General features: G+C 49.8%; 20 protein-coding genes. 17 read left to right on the top strand and 3 right to left on the bottom strand.

From position 1 onward, the window contains the following. Window positions 1–2: 2 nt before the first annotated feature. The 3 genes from lptC to J3999_RS00435 form a co-directional block, all read right to left on the bottom strand. Window positions 3–620, bottom strand: a complete 618-nt coding sequence (gene lptC, locus J3999_RS00445) for an LPS export ABC transporter periplasmic protein LptC (RefSeq protein WP_208125912.1) — start codon at window positions 618–620, stop codon at window positions 3–5. Between the two features lie 69 nt (window positions 621–689). After that, the gene (locus J3999_RS00440) at window positions 690–1,235 is read right to left on the bottom strand and encodes an HAD family hydrolase (RefSeq protein WP_208125911.1); all 546 of its coding nucleotides are present in this window, start codon (window positions 1,233–1,235) and stop codon (window positions 690–692) included. A gap of 35 nt (window positions 1,236–1,270) precedes the next feature. Further along, window positions 1,271–2,263, bottom strand: coding sequence for a calcium/sodium antiporter (locus J3999_RS00435; RefSeq protein ID WP_208125909.1), 993 nt, complete (start codon window positions 2,261–2,263; stop codon window positions 1,271–1,273). Window positions 2,264–2,592: 329 nt separating this feature from the next. Here J3999_RS00435 and J3999_RS00430 point away from each other — a divergent pair, with 329 nt between their 5' ends. From J3999_RS00430 to J3999_RS00350, 17 genes are all read left to right on the top strand, one after another. Beyond that, on the top strand, window positions 2,593–3,231 hold the full coding sequence (locus J3999_RS00430) for a hypothetical protein (protein ID WP_208125907.1): 639 nt from the start codon (window positions 2,593–2,595) through the stop codon (window positions 3,229–3,231). A gap of 150 nt (window positions 3,232–3,381) precedes the next feature. Then, window positions 3,382–4,191, top strand: coding sequence for an ABC transporter ATP-binding protein (locus tag J3999_RS00425; RefSeq protein ID WP_208125905.1), 810 nt, complete (start codon window positions 3,382–3,384; stop codon window positions 4,189–4,191). A 51-nt stretch (window positions 4,192–4,242) separates the two neighbouring features. Continuing rightward, entirely contained in the window at window positions 4,243–5,037 is a 795-nt protein-coding gene (mlaE, locus tag J3999_RS00420; protein ID WP_208125903.1) for a lipid asymmetry maintenance ABC transporter permease subunit MlaE, read from the top strand. Window positions 5,038–5,080: 43 nt separating this feature from the next. Next, window positions 5,081–5,548: an outer membrane lipid asymmetry maintenance protein MlaD gene (gene mlaD, locus J3999_RS00415; protein ID WP_173285828.1), complete on the top strand. Its 468-nt coding sequence runs from the start codon at window positions 5,081–5,083 to the stop codon at window positions 5,546–5,548. Between the two features lies 1 nt (window position 5,549). Then, window positions 5,550–6,206: a phospholipid-binding protein MlaC gene (locus tag J3999_RS00410; RefSeq protein WP_208125902.1), complete on the top strand. Its 657-nt coding sequence runs from the start codon at window positions 5,550–5,552 to the stop codon at window positions 6,204–6,206. Window positions 6,207–6,215: 9 nt separating this feature from the next. Next, a complete protein-coding gene (locus J3999_RS00405) occupies window positions 6,216–6,509 on the top strand; it encodes an STAS domain-containing protein (RefSeq protein WP_208125901.1) in 294 nt (97 codons plus the stop codon). A gap of 39 nt (window positions 6,510–6,548) precedes the next feature. Next, window positions 6,549–7,496, top strand: a complete 948-nt coding sequence (locus tag J3999_RS00400; protein WP_208125900.1) for an ABC transporter ATP-binding protein — start codon at window positions 6,549–6,551, stop codon at window positions 7,494–7,496. Beyond that, window positions 7,490–8,254 (top strand): ABC transporter permease, encoded by a 765-nt coding sequence (locus J3999_RS00395; protein WP_208125899.1) that lies wholly within the window; start codon window positions 7,490–7,492, stop codon window positions 8,252–8,254. The genes J3999_RS00400 and J3999_RS00395 overlap by 7 nt, the downstream gene beginning before the upstream one ends. Window positions 8,255–8,272: 18 nt before the next feature. After that, the gene (locus J3999_RS00390) at window positions 8,273–8,494 is read left to right on the top strand and encodes a BolA family protein (protein WP_208125898.1); all 222 of its coding nucleotides are present in this window, start codon (window positions 8,273–8,275) and stop codon (window positions 8,492–8,494) included. A 70-nt stretch (window positions 8,495–8,564) separates the two neighbouring features. Then, window positions 8,565–9,824 carry a UDP-N-acetylglucosamine 1-carboxyvinyltransferase gene (gene murA / locus J3999_RS00385; RefSeq protein WP_208125897.1) on the top strand — a complete coding sequence of 420 codons (1,260 nt, stop codon included), beginning with the start codon at window positions 8,565–8,567 and terminating at the stop codon, window positions 9,822–9,824. Window positions 9,825–9,881: 57 nt separating this feature from the next. Then, a complete protein-coding gene (hisG, locus tag J3999_RS00380) occupies window positions 9,882–10,514 on the top strand; it encodes an ATP phosphoribosyltransferase (protein ID WP_208125896.1) in 633 nt (210 codons plus the stop codon). 1 nt (window position 10,515) lies between these two features. Then, on the top strand, window positions 10,516–11,817 hold the full coding sequence (gene hisD / locus J3999_RS00375) for a histidinol dehydrogenase (protein ID WP_208125894.1): 1,302 nt from the start codon (window positions 10,516–10,518) through the stop codon (window positions 11,815–11,817). Window positions 11,818–11,902: 85 nt separating this feature from the next. Further along, window positions 11,903–12,640 (top strand): Nif3-like dinuclear metal center hexameric protein, encoded by a 738-nt coding sequence (locus J3999_RS00370; RefSeq protein WP_208125892.1) that lies wholly within the window; start codon window positions 11,903–11,905, stop codon window positions 12,638–12,640. Window positions 12,641–12,836: 196 nt separating this feature from the next. Continuing rightward, complete coding sequence (petA, locus tag J3999_RS00365) at window positions 12,837–13,454, top strand: ubiquinol-cytochrome c reductase iron-sulfur subunit (RefSeq protein ID WP_173285815.1); 618 nt, start codon at window positions 12,837–12,839, stop codon at window positions 13,452–13,454. After that, a complete protein-coding gene (locus tag J3999_RS00360; RefSeq protein WP_208125889.1) occupies window positions 13,454–14,698 on the top strand; it encodes a cytochrome bc complex cytochrome b subunit in 1,245 nt (414 codons plus the stop codon). Before petA ends, J3999_RS00360 begins: the two co-directional genes overlap by 1 nt. Next, a complete protein-coding gene (locus tag J3999_RS00355; protein WP_208125888.1) occupies window positions 14,699–15,358 on the top strand; it encodes a cytochrome c1 in 660 nt (219 codons plus the stop codon). It abuts the gene before it with no gap. A gap of 118 nt (window positions 15,359–15,476) precedes the next feature. Next, window positions 15,477–17,027 carry an FMN-binding glutamate synthase family protein gene (locus tag J3999_RS00350; protein ID WP_208125887.1) on the top strand — a complete coding sequence of 517 codons (1,551 nt, stop codon included), beginning with the start codon at window positions 15,477–15,479 and terminating at the stop codon, window positions 17,025–17,027. The last annotated feature ends 12 nt before the right edge of the window (window positions 17,028–17,039 follow it).

Genomic DNA, 17,039 nt, shown 5'->3' with positions numbered 1-17,039 from the left:
GATTATTCCTGGCTTTTTCTGTCGTCTTGCGCCATTGTCTGTGGCTGTATAGTTCCTCTGACGCCGTCGGAAAACAACCATTCGCCATTGGTTAAGTCGGCGCTAAGGCTTCCGGCTTCGGTGACGGCATTCGGCTGGGTAATCGTGACGGACTGAGAACTTGTCAGGCGGCGCTGCGGATTATTATAGGTAAATTGTTCCCCGGTGAGCTGAATTTGTTGCTGCCATACGGGAAGGTCGTCCTGTTGTTGATAGTGGCTGAAACGAACATTCTGCGAAAGAGTGATATTGAATTGAGGGTCAAGAACGGCGATTTGACTGCTGATCAGGTTGAGATTGTTTTGTCTGAAGTCGACCAGAAGCAGCTGTTCGATATGACTAAGCTGCCGGTTTTGCTGATAACGTATCTGTCCGGCGGTAAAGTTGAGGGCGTTGCTCTCGTTTTCTATGCCCGGACGCCAGATTTGCGTCCCGCTGAACTGCCAGGTTGCTTCCTTCAAGGTTGCGGCAACGCCACTGGTCTGCTCTTTCTGGTTGGATTCAAGCCATACGTTGGTCCAGATCGCGACAGCGGCCAGAGTAAGTGTGGAAATCAGCAGTTTTGAAGGAGTCAGGCGCATAGGTGTTTTTGTTTAACCATTTTGAAGCGCCTATTATAAAACATAAAATGCAGGAAGTTTATGGTGAGCTTATTCTGTAAGGCCTCGCATATAGAAGTCCATGTGCTGCTGCCAGCTGTCCTGGGAGCGCATAATGATTTCACACACTTCGCGGACAACGCCTTTTCCGCCGATGTAGCGGGAGGTGTAGTCGACGCGCGTTTTAACTTCCTCTTCGCCGTCTGCCGGCGTGACGCTCAAACCGACGCGCATCAGAATCGGCAGGTCGAGAATGTCGTCACCGATGTAGGCGATTTGTTCCAGTTCGAGACCAAGCTTTTCAACCAGTTCAAGGAAGCTCGGCAACTTGTCCGGCACGCCTTGATAAAGATGCTCGATTTTCAGGTCCTGGCACCGCTTGGCGACCAAGTTGGATTTGCGTCCGGTGATTATGCCGATATCCACACCGCTTTTTTTCAAAAGCACCATGCCGTGTCCGTCACGAGTATAAAAGGATTTTATTTCCTGCCCGTCGTCGGTGTAGTACAGGCGGTTATCGGTCATGACGCCGTCAACGTCCAAAATCAGAAATTTGATCTTTTGGGCTTTGGCGGCAATGTCAGCGGCGATCTGCATAATCGTTCAGTTTCCCAGGTTTATGTTGGTCGGTTTTACAGCGAACCGGTGGAACGCAGATAAAGCATATACAAATAACTCAAGAAGGCAAGGCTTAGCAAAAAGCCGCGTAGACGGTTGATTTTTGCTTTGCCGTCTCTGGATAGAGCCAGCAACAACATGGCGACCGTTAAGACAAGCATGAACGGCATGTCGATATTCAGAATTTCCGGTTCCAGAATCGAGGGTGCCAGGAGGGCCGGCACCGCGAGAACCGCGAGAATGTTGAATAGGTTGGAGCCGACGATATTACCGATAATCAGGTCGGCTTCGTTTTTTCGAGCGGCGGCAATGGCGGCGGCCAGTTCAGGCAGGCTGGTACCGATAGCGATGATGGTCAGACCGATCACCACTTCGGGTACTTCGAAAAACTGGGCGATTTCCACGGCGCCGGAGACCATCATGCGCGCACTGATCATCAGAATGATCAGGCCGCCGATCAGATAAATCAGGGCTTTTTTCTGCGAGAGGTCTGCGATTTCTTCCATCTCATGAGCGGTTTCCTGCGCCAGAGGATCGGATGGATCAAGCGCTTTATTGCTTTTAATCATCCAGGTCATGACGGTTACCAGAACAATCAGCAGAATTACGCCGTCCCAGATACCTAAGGTTCCGTCCAGAACCAATAGGTAAACGCCGATCGAAATCGCCAGAAGAACCGGAAGTTCACGCTTGAGGATGGATGATTTTACGATGACGGGGGTGATTAGTGCGGTAATCCCGAGAACCAGGCCGATATTGGCGATGTTAGAGCCTATGGCGTTACCGATTGCCAAGCTAGGGCTGCCTTCCAAGGCTGCCAGAATCGCCACAATGATTTCCGGCATAGAGGTACCAAAGCCAAGAACGACGACACCGATAATCAGGGGGGATATCTTCATATGCGTCGCGGTACTGGCTGCGCCGTCAATAAAGACATCGGAACTCCAAACCAGAAGCGCCAGGCCGATTATGAGCAGCAAGCTTGGGAGGATAAGTGTTGTTGTCATAGGCGTATGAATTCAGTAAGTTATCTTTTTTCGGGCTGAGATTATAGCGGAAATTGTTTAACAATATAAAACATATTTATAACTCATGCTATTCAATCTATGGTGTTGGCGGTTTGGGTGTCGCTTGTTTTTTCGCCCATGATGTCCGTGCAGTCTCCGTTTGCAAAGACTCTGGCAGGCTTTGCAACAGTTTGTCACAATCTCAGTACGGTTTCTGTGTTTAGATATTTTGGCAATTCTGTGCATTAGCTCCTAAAATAGGCGGGCTTTTTATTTTGAGTAACCATTTTAGCTCGAGTTATATGAGTGATCGCGGGTGACGGGACCTTATGGAAAATCTTAAACTGGATAATTTGGAAGTGACCACTCTAGGGTGGCAGTATTCGCAATGGCAGGATACTTTTTATCCGGATGATTTGCCGGAAGAGTGGCGTTTGGATTTTTACCTGAATCACTTCCGTCTGGCGGCAGTTCCGCAGCATGTATGGCTGGCTTGGTTGCTTGAAGACGGCTTGGACGAAGAACCGTTTGACGATTTTGTCGATTGCCTGAACGAGAATACACTGCTGCTGTTAATTGTGGCCGAAGAGCAATTGGCGCATCTGGAAAAATTGCTTGAGTTGACGCAGGGGAGCGACTTTGCCGAACGTTTGATCGGTTGTGCGGTTTTAGCGGAAACGCTGTTGCCGCCAAGCGAAATACGGGGGCTACCTGTAACGCTTGTTTCGTCCCGTTTGACGTTTCCGGGTTGGTCATGGCGCAATGACGGTATTGTTGTCTCCGGCCAGCCGATGGCGTGGATTAATGATTTGCCGCAGGACGGCAAGCAGCAGGCCGATCTGCTGAAAGATCTTGTCTCCTCTATTCCGCAACAGGATTCGGCGGTGCCTGTCTGCGTAGCCAATCCTGAAATGTCGATCAGCTCGGTGCAGAACCTTAAAACAGTGGCGGAACTGTTGGGGTATTGATTTAAACGGGCATGATCCCTGTTCTTTGGCAGCAATAATATATTCACAATTTAATTATTTGCGTGCTTATTAGGAAACGTTAAACTAAACGCGGTACTTAAAACTGCGTCTTTCCCAAGTTGGAAAAACTAAAAATAAATGTAGAGAGCCATGGCGGATAGTTTAATTCAGATTGAAGGTGTCAGTTTTTCGCGCGACGAACGGATCATTTTTGATGACATCAGTTTGCAGATTCCCCGAGGGAAGGTGACCGCGATTATGGGGCCGAGCGGAACCGGTAAGACAACCTTGCTGAAATTGATCGCGGGTCAGTTGCAGCCTGATAAAGGACGGATTCTGGTCGACGGGCAGGATGTGCATAAACTGTCGCGGTCAAAATTGTATTCACTGCGCCGCCGAATGGGCATGTTATTCCAGAGCGGAGCGCTTCTTGGTGATTTAAACGTGTTCGAAAATGTTGCTTTTCCATTACGCGAGCATACCAAATTGCCGGATGACATTATCGAGCCTTTGGTGCAGATGAAGCTTCAGGCTGTCGGTCTTAGAGGCGCCCGTCATCTGATGCCGGCACAACTTTCCGGCGGTATGTCTCGCCGCGTAGCTCTGGCGAGAGCGATTACGCTCGATCCGGACATGATCTTTTACGACGAACCGTTTGTCGGACAGGATCCCATCACCATGGGCGTGCTGATCGAACTGATCGGCAAGCTGAACGGGGCCTTGGGATTAACCTCGGTTGTCGTATCGCACGATGTGGATGAAGTGCTTTCGATCGCCGATTACGTTTGCGTTATTTCGGAAGGAAAAATCATTGCGCAGGGCGATAAGGAGACGATCTTGTCGGAATCGAATCCTTTCGTGAATCAGTTTGTGCATGGTTTGGCCGACGGACCGGTTCCATTCCATTTCAGTAAAGATTCCTATCAGCAAAGCCTGAACGCTTTGCGGGATGCAAAATAAATTTTTGAATTACTGTTTATCAGGTTTAGTTAACTAATTTAGGGCACTTAAATGCAGGGTCGTTTTTCAATCAGTGAATTTCTGGGATCGATCGGAGCCAGCTTTCTTTCCGGCTTGGCTTTGATCGGGCGGGGCGCTCTGTTTGTCCTGTCGATGCTGCCGGCAATGCCGGCAGCGTTTCTGCGCTTTGACCTGTGGGTTAAACAGGTCTATATCGCCGGCGTACTGTCATTACCGATCATTCTGACCGCCGGGCTTTTCGTCGGCATGGTGTTGAGTCTGCAGGGGTATAATGTGCTGGTTGACTACAACTCCGAAGAGGCGGTCGGAACTATGACCGCTTTGTCGCTGTTACGCGAACTAGGGCCGGTCGTAGCGGCATTGCTTTTTGCCGGTAGAGCCGGTTCTGCACTGACGGCGGAGATCGGTCTTATGCGTTCTACCGAGCAGGTTTCGGCGTTGGAAATGATGGCCGTCGATCCGCTCAAATATATCTATGCGCCGCGTTTTATGGCGGCGATTCTGGCGCTGCCGATGCTGGCGTTGCTATTCACCGCTATGGGGATTATCGGCGGTTATCTGGTTGCGGTCGGTTGGCTTGGTGTCGATAATGGGGCCTTTTGGTCGCAGATGAACACCTCGGTCGACTGGAACGATGATGTGATCAACGGAATTATTAAATCGGTCGCCTTCGCGGTATTAATCGCGATCGTGTCTCTTTTTCAAGGGGTCAATGCCGTGCCGACTTCGGAAGGCGTCAGTCTGGCGACGACCCGAACAGTCGTGCATGCTTCCTTAGGGGTGCTCGGGCTGGACTTTATCTTAACCGCAATCATGTTTGATTAGCGCAACAGTTGTTTGACAGCGTTTGAGCTGATCAGGAGTCAGGATGAAACAAAAGACAAAATTTGAAATGTGGGTGGGTGCTCTGGTTGTAATGACCTTCGGTGCCTTGCTGATGATCGCTTTGCAGGTCAGTAATTTTTCGGCTTTGAAAGAGACGCCAAGCTATCAGATCAGCGCACTGTTCAACAATATCGGCGGCCTTAAGGTTCGTGCGCCGGTCAAACTCAGTGGTGTCGTCATCGGTCGCGTGACCAATATTACCATTGATCAGAAGACCTTTAAGGCGCGTGTGTGGATGGATGTTGATCGCCAGTATAATGAACTGTCGCTTGATTCTTCTGCTTCAATTTTGACTTCCGGGCTTCTGGGGGATCAGTATATCGGTATTACGCCGGGCGGTGATATGGAGTATCTGGAAGACGGCTCCGAGATTGAATACACCCAATCGGCGTTGGTTCTGGAAGAGCTGATTGGGCAATTTTTAGTTAAGTTTACGGAAAGCGGAGACTAATATGAACGCAAATGTTCGCACTGTCGGATTCTGGTTGTCATTAGGATTGGTATTTATCCTGGGCATGATGAGCCTGAAAGCACAGGCGGTAACTCAGGACGATCCGGGGAAAATGGTTCAGGAACTTTCCGAGTTGCTGATTGTCAAAGTTGATGAAAACCGCGAGAAGCTGCAGAGCAGTACCGAAGAAGTGGTTAAGTTCGCAGAAGAGTATGTATTGCCATATGTTGCTCAGGAGAAAATGGCCCGTTTTGTTATGGGAATTCACTGGCGTTCTGCGAGCGATAAGCAACGCCAGGAATTTATCGAGGCTTTTACCAAGAATCTGATTCGCAGCTATTCCAGCAACTTTCTGAAACTGGAAGTGGTTTCCGCTTCGGTCAATCAGGTTAAGGAACCGAAACCGCGTCGTGCGGAAATTACCTCGACGATTACCATGAAAGACGGTCAGGTTGTCGAAGTCATTTATCGCGCTTTCCAGGATAAGGAAAGCCAGAAGTGGCTGTTGTACGATTTTACTTTCAACAATATCAGTACTCTGGTCAGCTTCCGTAACGTTTACGGTGCGATGATCGACCAGAAAGGGGTAGATGCGGTAATTGACGAGTTGAAAAAGAACGACTCTGCGCCGATCCAGTCCGAACCGGCTGTAAATTAGGCGAATTTTATGGCAAAGCCCTTAGAAATGAATTGGCAACAGGATCAGGCGACCTTGATCCTCCCGGAAGATCTGACTGTTTCCAATCTGGATAAGTGGTTGAAAAAAAACCGCGTCCTTACTTTGCCGGTACGTAAAGTGGATTTTACCTCCAGCCGCAAGGTGGACAGCTCGGTTTTGGCGTTGATCGCGTACTGGGCGGTTAAGGCTGAACAGCCGATTGAGCTGATTAATGCCGGTGATCAGGTGGAAACACTGCTTGATCTTTATGACCTTGAAGAGTTGGTTGTCGTTCTCTCTTAATTGTCTCTTCTTTCAATATAACTCGATTATTTTTTATTTATGTCTGCCGTTGAATTTTGCAATGTAAAAAAACAGTATGGGGACTTACAGGCTCTTAAGGGCGTAAGTTTCAATGTCGAAGAGGGGGCGTTTTTCGGTCTTCTCGGGCCAAATGGTGCCGGTAAATCGACGCTTATCAATGCCATGTCCGGCTTGGTCGTTCCTTCGTCGGGAACGATTCGCGTCATGGGGCAGGATGTCGTTGCCGATTATCGCCAGACCCGTCGCGCTTTGGGACTGGTGCCGCAGGAGTTGATTGCCGACCCATTTTTCAATATCCGTGAAATGCTTCTGCTGCAATCCGGCTACTTCGGTCTTAAAGGGCGCGAGCAGCGGGCCTGGGTCGATGAACTGCTGGAGCGTCTGGCGCTGGCCGATAAGGCGGATTCTCTGACGCACCAGCTTTCCGGCGGCATGAAGCGTCGTGCGCTGATTGCGATGGCTCTGGTGCATAAACCGCAGGTACTGGTTCTGGATGAGCCGACGGCCGGGGTTGATGTCGATCTGCGTCGTACTTTGTGGGACTTTACCCGCGAATTGCACAAAAAAGGGCATACCATCATTCTGACCACCCACTATTTGGAAGAGGCGGAAACGCTTTGCGACCGCGTCGCGATTATGCAGAAGGGGCAGATCAAAGCGTTGGATCAGACTTCGGCTCTGTTGTCGAAACATGCCTATCGTTACCTGAAAGTCGTCGTTCCTAAATCCTATTTACAGCAAACTCCGCAACTGCCGCAGCCGTTACAGGAAATTCTTGTGGAAACGGAAGCCAATGCACTGGTTTTCCGTGTTGATAAAGATGTCGCTTTGGCGGATGTTTTGGGGCATTTGAGCCAGGCAGGCGTGCCGGTTGAAGACATTATCAGCCGCGACGCAACTCTGGAAGAGGTGTTTATCGATTTAACGGCGGATCATTCTGCTGAAACAGGAGAAGCGGCATGTTGAACTGGGCAGGGTGCTGGGCGCTTTTTGTTAAAGAAGTACGTCGTTTCTATTCGGTGGCCGTGCAGACGATTTTTGCACCGGTTGTCGCGACGCTGTTGTATTTGCTGGTATTCGGTCAGGTCATCGATTCGCAGCTGGATGTATTCAGCGGCTTGGCTTACAGCCAGTTTCTGATTCCCGGTTTGGTTATGATGGCGATTTTGCAGAACGCCTTCTCCAACAGTTCTTCGAGTTTGATACAGTCCAAGATGCACGGAAATCTGACCTTTGTTCTGTTGAGTCCGATTTCGCCTCTGGAGTTTTATATTGCCTTTACCGCGGCGGCGATTGTTCGTGGTTTGGCTGTCGGAGCCGGGATTCTGGTTGTCGGTGCGATCGGGTTCGATTTGAGCTGGCAGGCGCCGCACTGGATTTTGATCTTTGCGATACTCAGCGCTGCGATGATGGGCGGACTAGGTATGCTGGCGGGGATCGTTTCCGATAAGTACGATCACCTGGCGGCATTTCAAAACTTCATTATCATGCCGCTCACCTTTTTAAGCGGTGTTTTCTATTCGATTAAGGCATTGCCGGATTTCTGGCAACAGCTGTCACATTTCAATCCGTTTTTCTATATGGTCGATGGGTTCCGCTACGGCTTTTTTGAAAAGGCGGATGTTTCGATCTGGTTGAGCCTTTCGGTTACGCTGCTGTTCCTGCTGGCGGTTTCGGTGATAAATCTGATTTTATTAAACAAAGGCGTTAAAATACGCCAATAATTTTATTCAGGAGTCACTATGTCACCGGAAACGATTCGTCAGAAAATTCAAGAAGTTCTGCCAGGAAGCCAGGTTGAAACCAGCGGTGCAGACTGCAATTTTGCTGTCGTGGTTACCAGCGATGCGTTTGAGGGCAAGAGCCCGCTGCAACGTCATAGAATTGTCAACGAGATCTTTAAGGCGGATATCGAGAGCGGTGCTCTGCACGCTTTGTCGATCAAAACCCAAACGCCGGCGTAAATTTACGCCTAAAAACAAACCTTTAAAACAAATAACAGGGCGTCTTCTTTTAGGGCGGAATTAAACAAACATGGATAAACTCATTATCGATAACAGTCAGGGTGAACTCTCTGGCAAAGTGGAAATTTCCGGCTCTAAAAATGCCGCTTTACCGATTTTAATGGGCTGTTTGCTGGCCGAGACACCGGTCAAGCTGGCAAATGTTCCACATTTGATGGATGTGACCACAACCCTGCACCTGCTTGGCGCAATGGGTGTCGGCCTGTTATTTGACGAAAACCGCTGTATCGAAATTGATGCCAGTTCCGTGTCTCAAAGAGAAGCGACATACGAGTTGGTTAAAACCATGCGCGCTTCAATTCTGGTTCTCGGCCCGCTTCTGGCGCGTTTCGGCGAAGCGAAGGTTTCCCTGCCGGGCGGTTGTGCAATCGGGTCGCGCCCGGTGAATGTGCATATTGACGGTATGCGTAAAATGGGCGCTGAAATCGAAGTCGAAAACGGCTATATCGTTGCCAAAAGCAATGGCCGTTTGCACGGTGCCGATATTGAGATGCCGATTGTTACCGTAACCGGAACGGAAAACCTGATTATGGCAGCCGTGCTGGCGGAAGGAACCACGACCTTGCGTAATTCGGCGCGTGAGCCGGAAGTAACCGATCTGGCGCAATTCCTTGTTAAGATGGGCGCTAAAATTACCGGTATCGGAACCGATACACTGGTTATCGAAGGCGTTAAATCCCTTAAAGGTGTTGAATATTCGGTTATCCCTGACCGTATTGAGGCGGGAACCTATCTGGCTGCAGCGGCGGTAACACAAAGCAAGCTGACGGTGAGTAAGGTCAATCCGCAGCATTTGAGTGCCGTTCTGGATAAATTTATCGAGGCCGGGGCTGACGTCACGACAACCGCTGATACCATTACATTGGATATGCGCGGCAAGCGCCTTAAGCCGGTGAACATCGTCACAGAACCTTATCCGTTGTTTCCAACCGATATGCAGGCGCAGTTTATGGTGATGAATGCGGTTGCCGATGGCGACTCGGTGATTGAAGAGACGATTTTTGAAAACCGTTTCATGCATGTTTCCGAGTTGGCTCGAATGGGCGCGAAAATCGATATTGATGGCAATACTGCTCGTATTAGCGGTGTCGAAAAGCTCAAAGGCGCGAATGTGATGGCGACCGATTTGCGCGCTTCCGCCTGTCTGGTGCTGGCCGGTTTGATGGCACAGGGCGAAACCGTGATTGACCGCGTTTATCATATCGACCGTGGTTACGAGTTGATTGAAGAAAAATTTCATAAGATCGGTGCACACATCTACCGTCGTTGATTCGACGGAATTGCCGGTCTTGCAACCAATTTAAAACGATTTACAGATTAGATAATTATGAGTGAACAATTGACGATCGCCTTGTCCAAAGGGCGTATTTATAAGGATACCTTGCCGTTGCTGGAAGCGGCTGGGATTGAGCCGCTGGAAGATCCGAGCAAAAGCCGTAAACTGATTATCCCGACCAATCACGACAATATCCGTCTGTTGATTGTCCGTGCGACCGATGCGCCGACTTATGTTGCGCACGGCGCCGCCGATATCGGCGTCGCGGGTAAAGATGTTCTGATGGAAGCGCCTACGGATAATATCTACGAACTGCTGGATTTGCAGATTGCCAAATGTAAATTGATGGTGGCCGGTCCGGAAGTTGAGAAGCCTCATGGTCATCGTCTTAAAATTGCGACAAAATATATTAAATCTGCGCAGGCTTATTATGCGCAAAAAGGTGAGCAGGTTGATCTGATTAAACTTTACGGTTCCATGGAGATCGCACCTCTGATCGATCTTGCCGACCGTATTGTGGATTTAGTGGATACCGGGAATACATTGCGTGCCAACGGTCTGGTGCCGATGGAGCATATTGCCGATATCAGTTCGCGTCTGATCGTAAATCAGCACGCTTACAAAACCAAATTCAACCAGATTAACCACATTGTTCAACAGTTTAAATCAGTGATCGAGAAGTAAGATGTTAAATATTCGTCGTTTATCTGCCAATGCGGCAGGATTTAGAGAAGAGTTAGATCAACTATTGGCGTGGGAAACGGTATCGAACCAATCGGTCAATGATATCGTTAACGAAGTTTGTGCCCGCGTACGTCAGGAAGGTGATGCGGCGTTGTTGGAATATACCGCTAAATTTGACCGTCTTGAACTGCAAAGCGGTGCCGAGTTGGAAATCTCCAAGGATCGTCTGCAGCAAGCGTTGCAGAACATCCCGGCAGCACAGCGTGAAGCGTTGGAAATTTCCGCGAAGCGTGTTCGCGACTATCATGAGCGTCAGGTTCAGGATTCCTGGACTTACGAAGAAGCCGACGGCACTATGTTGGGTCAGCAGGTTACTCCGCTTGATTCCGTAGGTTTGTATGTTCCGGGCGGGAAGGCGGCGTATCCGTCTTCGGTAATCATGAATGCGATTCCGGCCAAAGTGGCCGGTGTTGAAAAACTGATTATGGTTGTACCGACTCCGGACGGTGAAGTGAATGAAATGGTGCTGGCGGCTGCGGCAATCTGCGAAGTCGATGCCGTCTTCACGCTGGGTGGCGCACAAGCGGTTGCGGCTCTGGCATACGGAACCGAGACGGTTCCTGCGGTAGATAAAATCGTTGGTCCGGGGAACATCTTCGTTGCAACGGCCAAGCGTCTGGTATTCGGTACCGTCGGTATCGATATGATCGCCGGGCCTTCGGAAATTCTTGTGTACTGCGATGGTAAAACCAATCCTGACTGGATCGCGGTTGATCTGTTCTCACAAGCCGAGCACGATGAAGATGCGCAGGCGATTCTGGTGACTCAGGATGCCGACTTCGCTGCTCAGGTTTACGACAGCATGAACAAGCTGTTGCCGACCATGCCGCGTAAAGAAATTATTCAGAAAGCGTTGGATGACCGTGGTGCGATTATCGTTGTCGACAACGAAGATCAGGCGATCGAGATGATTAATATCATCGCGCCTGAGCACTTGGAGTTGTCGGTTGACGATCCGAAGGCGTTGTTGCCTAAGATCCGTCACGCGGGTGCGATCTTTATGGGTCGTTATACTGCTGAAGCGCTGGGTGACTACTGTGCCGGTCCGAACCACGTTCTGCCGACTTCGCGTACTGCGCGTTTCTCGTCACCTTTGGGTGTGTACGACTTCCAGAAACGTTCAAGTTTGATTATGGTTTCTGAAGACGGTGCCAATACCCTTGGTAAGATCGCCGGTGAGTTGGCCGACGGTGAAGGTCTGCAAGCGCACGCTGCTTCGGCGCGTTACCGAGTAAAAGATTAATCTTTTAAGATTGTCTGCTTGCTAAAGAAAGCCACTGGTGTTGCACCATGTGGCTTTTTTAATGTCTGAAAACAGGGAGAGAGCTATGCATAGAGATGAATTGGCGTCTTATTTGGACGAACTCTTGGAAGTGAGTTTGTATAAAGATTATGCGCCTAACGGTTTGCAGGTTGAAGGGCAGAAAGAGGTCAAAAAGATCGTTACCGGTGTGACCGCCTGTCAGGCTTTGATTGACAGGGCGATTGAATGTGGCGCGGATACGATAATGGTACATCATGGCTATTTCTGGAAAAGCGAGCCGCAGCAGATCGTCGGTTTCAAACAGAAACGGATCAAGTCGCTGCTCACCCATGATATCAATCTCTTTGGTTATCATTTGCCGTTAGATGGGCATATTGAATTGGGCAATAACGCGCAGCTGGGTCAATTATGGGATTTGCCGGTCACGGATCAGGACGGATTGGTTTTCTGTTCGCGGCTTGAGACTCCGATCGCGGTAGAAGCCTTTTATCAGACCGTTAAACAGACTCTGGGCCGTGAACCTTTATGGCTAAAAGGCGGCCCAGAGCAGCTGCAAACGATTGCCTGGTGCAGCGGCGGAGCGCAAAACTATATTGATAAAGCGATCGCCATGGGAGCGGATCTGTTTATCAGCGGCGAAGTGTCCGAGCAGACGACTCATCTGGCAGCAGAGTGCGGAATTCATTATTTTGCCGCCGGTCATCATGCAACCGAGCGCCTGGGAATTCAGGTTTTGGGCGAACATTTGCAGGATAAATTTGGCCTGGATGTGACTTTTATTGATATCCCTAATCCGGTGTAGAGTGCCTGATTTTTGGACAAATGCAAAATTATTCGATAAATTTATTTTGTGCTATAGAAAAAATTTATTAATAACTCTATAAGTAGATACTGATTTAAGTTTAGCAAGCCCTTCTGTAGAATAGGGCCGATTTGCTTGTAGACAAAAGGAGTTCGCAAGCGTTTATTTTGCGAGTTCCCTAACTAGGAAGACAGCTATGTCGATAAAAAACAATAATGATTCTAGTGTAAACCTACAGCGCCGTAGAATCCTTACAGGCGCAACGGGTGTTGTCGGGGCTGCGGGAGCCACCTTCTTGGCGGTTCCGTTTGTTAGCTCATGGCAACCTAGTGAAAAGGCCAAAGCCGCCGGTGCTCCGGTAAATGCTGATATCAGCAAATTGCAGCCGGGTCAGATGTTGACCGTCGCTTGGCGTGGGAAACCTGTTTGGATTGTCAGACGTACTCCGGATATGTTGGCCAATTTGCCGAATATGGATGGCGAGTTGCGTGATCCTGCTTCAAATGAATCGGATCAGCCGGAATACTGTAAAAATCCAACCCGTGCTGTTAAAGATGAATTCTTGGTTGTGGTCGGTGTCTGTACGCACCTTGGGTGCGCACCACTGTATCGTCCGGCAATCGGTTCGCCGGATGTCGGCGACGATTGGCAGGGTGGTTTCTTCTGTCCGTGCCACGGTTCACGATTCGATCTGGCAGGACGTGTATTCAAAGCGGTACCGGCACCAACGAATCTGGAGATTCCGCCATACCGCTTTGTCAGCGACAGCATTGTGCGCATCGGTGAAGGTCCAACCGAAGGAGGGACGGCATAATGGCTGATAACCAAAATACTAAATTTGAAGCAAAGCAGGGAACTGTCCTGGGATGGCTGGATAAGCGTTATCCGCTGGTCAGTACCTGGAATGAGCATGTTGGCGAGTACTATGCGCCGAAAAATTTCAACTTCTGGTACTTCTTCGGTTCGCTGGCGCTATTGGTGCTGGTCAACCAGTTCGTTACCGGTATCTGGCTGACAATGAGCTACAAGCCGAGTGCGGCTGAAGCCTTTAACTCCGTCGAGTACATCATGCGCGATGTCGAGTGGGGCTGGCTGATTCGTTATATGCATTCAACGGGTGCATCGGCTTTCTTTATTGTCATCTACCTGCACATGATGCGTGGCCTGCTGTACGGCTCCTATAAAGAGCCGCGTGAACTGGTGTGGCTGATCGGTATGATGTTGTTCCTGGTATTGATGGCCGAAGCCTTTATGGGTTATCTGCTGCCATGGGGACAGATGTCTTACTGGGGTGCTCAGGTTATTATCTCGCTGTTCGGTGCTATCCCTTTGATCGGACCGGATCTGGCGCTATGGGTACGTGGTGACTTCATTATCTCCGATGCAACCTTGAACCGTTTCTTCGCTCTACATGTTATTGCCTTGCCGCTGGTTCTATTGATTCTGGTCTTTATGCACATTGTTGCTCTGCACCGTGTCGGTTCGAACAACCCTGACGGCATTGAAATCAAAAAGGTCAAGAACGAGCAGGGACTTCCTCTCGACGGAATTCCTTTCCACCCTTACTACTCGGTGAAAGATTCAATGGGTGCGGTCTTCTTTGCGATTCTATTTGCCTTTGTGGTCTTCTACTGGCCGGAAGGCGGTGGCTTCTTTATCGAGCCGCCTAACTTCGAGCCGGCTAACCCGCTGAAGACGCCGGAGCATATCGCACCTGTATGGTACTTTACGCCTTTCTATGCGGTTCTGCGTGCGGTACCGGATAAATTCCTGGGGGTTGTAGCGATGGGTGCCGCGATTATGTTCCTGTTCGCCATGCCTTGGCTGGACCGTTGTAAGGTGAAATCGATTCGTTACCGTGGTTTGTCTTTCAAGCTGCTGCTGGCGATGTTTGTCATCTCATTCATTATTCTGGGGTATCTCGGGACTCAGCCGGCAACGCCGACTCTGACAGTATTGGCGCAGATCTTTACTACGACTTACTTCCTGTTCTTCCTGATTCTGCCGTACACATCGGCCCGGGAAAAGACTAAACCAGTACCGGAGAGGGTGAAATAGATGAAAAACGTATTTCTACTAATCAGCTTTCTGATTTTGAGCGTTTCTTCTGTCGCACAGGCGGCAGGGGGGCCGGCTATCGAACTGGAAAAAGCCAATAATAATCTGCGTGATCAGGACTCATTGCAACGTGGTGCGATTTTGTTCAGCAACTACTGTATGGCGTGTCACTCGGTCAAATACATGCGTTATAACCGTATTGCCCGCGATATCGGTTGGAGCGATGATGAAGTCGTAGCGAAGATGGCTTATAACCAGGCCAAGGTCGTTGATGATGTTCAAACGCGTATGCTTGAGGGTGTCGCGATGGATGTATTGGGAACCGAACCGCCGGATCTGTCTTTGATGGCGCGTTTAAAAGGGCCGGATTATATCTATACTTTCCTGCGAGCGTATCATCTGGATGAGAACGGCAATTGGGATAATAGTGCACTGAAAGGAACGTCCATGCCGAATGTTCTGGAAGGAATGCAGCGTCATTATGCTCCGGAAGATTATGAGCAGGCCGCTCGTGATATCACCAACTTCCTTGAGTATGCCGGAGAGCCGGGCAAGCTTGATCGATTCGATCTTGGTTGGAAAGTGATCGCTTTCCTGCTGGTTCTACTGCTTCTTACCTATCTGTTGAAGCGTGAGTACTGGCGCGATATCAAGCACTAAGCACAACACGCTTTAGCGCATAAGCCCGCAATAATCGATTTATTGCGGGCTTTTTTTATATCTGAAAAGATGGCATTCTAGCGTGGAGCCCAAGATTTCCCATTTTGAGGAGAGTTTTATGAGTGCGCTTATGGACGCAGTGCAGCAGGTACTGCATTGGATGTCGTTGCTGTTTATTCTGGTTATCGGGGTCATTGTTCTTTGGTTGCTGACCATGTATCTGCAGGATCGTCTGCAGACGGAGCACGCCATCCGCCGCAATTATCCTCTAATCGGGCGTTTTCGCTATTTACTGGAGTCTCTGGGGAAATTTTTCCGCCAGTATATGTTTGCGGCCGATCAGGATGAAAAACCTTTCAATCGTGCACAGCGTTCCTGGGTCTACCGTGCCGCCAAAGGATTGTCTACGGTACAGAGTTTCGGTTCGACCCGTGATGTTGCCCATCCGGGTAAGATCGCTTTTGTTAATTGTGCTTTTCCGATGTTGGAGAAAGATGCCGTCACCTCTCCGCCGATGGTGATCGGTGAAGGCTGCAAAATGCCATACCGGGCGGAATCGCTGTTCAATATCTCCGGAATGAGCTATGGCGCGCTTTCCCGTCCGGCGGTCAGAGCCTTGAGTCAGGGGGCTAAACTGGCCTGCTGCTGGCTCAATACCGGTGAGGGTGGCGTTTCGCCCTATCATTTGGAGAGCGGTTGTGATCTGGTGGCGCAGATCGGCACGGCGAAGTACGGTTTCCGCGACAAAAACGGCAATCTGAGTAATGAAAAGCTCAGGGAAGTGGCCGCTTATGAGCAGGTCAGAATGTTTGAAATCAAACTCTCCCAAGGGGCCAAGCCGGGAAAAGGGGGGATTCTTCCGGCGGCTAAGGTGACGGATGAAGTTGCGGACATCCGCGGCATCCGCATCGGCGAAGATTCGATCAGCCCCAATCGTCATCCGGATATTGCCAGCAATGCGGATCTGTTGCAAATGATTCAGCATATTCGCGAGGTCACCGGAAAGCCGGTCGGCTTCAAATTTGTGATGGGTTCTCAGGATTGGATTGACGCTTTATGCCGGGATATCCTGATCGAGGGTGAGGTGTTTGCACCGGACTTTATTACTTTGGACGGTGCCGAGGGAGGAACCGGTTCGGCGCCGGTGGCTCTGATGGATGACGTCGGTATGTCGATTAACGAATCACTGCCGCTGTTGATTGACACTTTGAACCGCTACGGTTTGCGTTCACGGATTAAAGTGATCGCTTCCGGCAAGTTGATTAATCCGACAATGGTTGCCTGGGCGATTGCGGTGGGCGCGGATTTTGTTAATTCGGCGCGCGGTTTTATGTTCTCTTTGGGGTGTATTCAGTCGATGCAGTGTCATCTGGATAGTTGTCCTACGGGCATAACCACGCATAATCCTCGTTTGCAGCGCGGACTGGTGCCGCAGAAAAAGTCGCAAAGAGTTGCCCATTACCACCGCAATCTTATGCGCGAAGTGGAATCGATCGCACACTCCTGCGGCGTCGCCGAACCTCGGCTCTTAAGTCGGGCTCATGTAAGAAAAATGATGCGGCATGGCGTCTCGGAAAGTTTCGCCGAGCTGTATCCGGATGTTGTCGCCGACGGTGATGGCACATTTAAAGGGATTGCAGTGCAACACCGTTATAATGACCCTTCTTGAAAATTAATCGAT

Source organism: Thiomicrorhabdus sp. 6S3-12, assembly GCF_017571475.1.
Taxonomy (GTDB): domain Bacteria; phylum Pseudomonadota; class Gammaproteobacteria; order Thiomicrospirales; family Thiomicrospiraceae; genus Thiomicrorhabdus.
This window is presented reverse-complemented; position numbering and strand designations above follow the sequence as displayed.

What these genes read in the sequence shown, in the direction of transcription:
- J3999_RS00430 (WP_208125907.1), top strand. Translation starts at nt 2,593, where the DNA reads ATGGAAAATCTTAAACTGGATAATTTGGAAGTGACCACTCTAGGGTGG.
- mlaD (WP_173285828.1), top strand. Translation starts at nt 5,081, where the DNA reads ATGAAACAAAAGACAAAATTTGAAATGTGGGTGGGTGCTCTGGTTGTA.
- hisD (WP_208125894.1), top strand. Translation starts at nt 10,516, where the DNA reads ATGTTAAATATTCGTCGTTTATCTGCCAATGCGGCAGGATTTAGAGAA.
- J3999_RS00390 (WP_208125898.1), top strand. Translation starts at nt 8,273, where the DNA reads ATGTCACCGGAAACGATTCGTCAGAAAATTCAAGAAGTTCTGCCAGGA.
- J3999_RS00410 (WP_208125902.1), top strand. Translation starts at nt 5,550, where the DNA reads ATGAACGCAAATGTTCGCACTGTCGGATTCTGGTTGTCATTAGGATTG.
- J3999_RS00370 (WP_208125892.1), top strand. Translation starts at nt 11,903, where the DNA reads ATGCATAGAGATGAATTGGCGTCTTATTTGGACGAACTCTTGGAAGTG.
- J3999_RS00350 (WP_208125887.1), top strand. Translation starts at nt 15,477, where the DNA reads ATGAGTGCGCTTATGGACGCAGTGCAGCAGGTACTGCATTGGATGTCG.
- J3999_RS00360 (WP_208125889.1), top strand. Translation starts at nt 13,454, where the DNA reads ATGGCTGATAACCAAAATACTAAATTTGAAGCAAAGCAGGGAACTGTC.
- murA (WP_208125897.1), top strand. Translation starts at nt 8,565, where the DNA reads ATGGATAAACTCATTATCGATAACAGTCAGGGTGAACTCTCTGGCAAA.
- petA (WP_173285815.1), top strand. Translation starts at nt 12,837, where the DNA reads ATGTCGATAAAAAACAATAATGATTCTAGTGTAAACCTACAGCGCCGT.
- J3999_RS00395 (WP_208125899.1), top strand. Translation starts at nt 7,490, where the DNA reads ATGTTGAACTGGGCAGGGTGCTGGGCGCTTTTTGTTAAAGAAGTACGT.
- J3999_RS00440 (WP_208125911.1), bottom strand. Translation starts at nt 1,235, where the DNA reads ATGCAGATCGCCGCTGACATTGCCGCCAAAGCCCAAAAGATCAAATTT.
- hisG (WP_208125896.1), top strand. Translation starts at nt 9,882, where the DNA reads ATGAGTGAACAATTGACGATCGCCTTGTCCAAAGGGCGTATTTATAAG.
- lptC (WP_208125912.1), bottom strand. Translation starts at nt 620, where the DNA reads ATGCGCCTGACTCCTTCAAAACTGCTGATTTCCACACTTACTCTGGCC.
- J3999_RS00425 (WP_208125905.1), top strand. Translation starts at nt 3,382, where the DNA reads ATGGCGGATAGTTTAATTCAGATTGAAGGTGTCAGTTTTTCGCGCGAC.
- J3999_RS00435 (WP_208125909.1), bottom strand. Translation starts at nt 2,263, where the DNA reads ATGACAACAACACTTATCCTCCCAAGCTTGCTGCTCATAATCGGCCTG.
- J3999_RS00405 (WP_208125901.1), top strand. Translation starts at nt 6,216, where the DNA reads ATGGCAAAGCCCTTAGAAATGAATTGGCAACAGGATCAGGCGACCTTG.
- J3999_RS00400 (WP_208125900.1), top strand. Translation starts at nt 6,549, where the DNA reads ATGTCTGCCGTTGAATTTTGCAATGTAAAAAAACAGTATGGGGACTTA.
- mlaE (WP_208125903.1), top strand. Translation starts at nt 4,243, where the DNA reads ATGCAGGGTCGTTTTTCAATCAGTGAATTTCTGGGATCGATCGGAGCC.
- J3999_RS00355 (WP_208125888.1), top strand. Translation starts at nt 14,699, where the DNA reads ATGAAAAACGTATTTCTACTAATCAGCTTTCTGATTTTGAGCGTTTCT.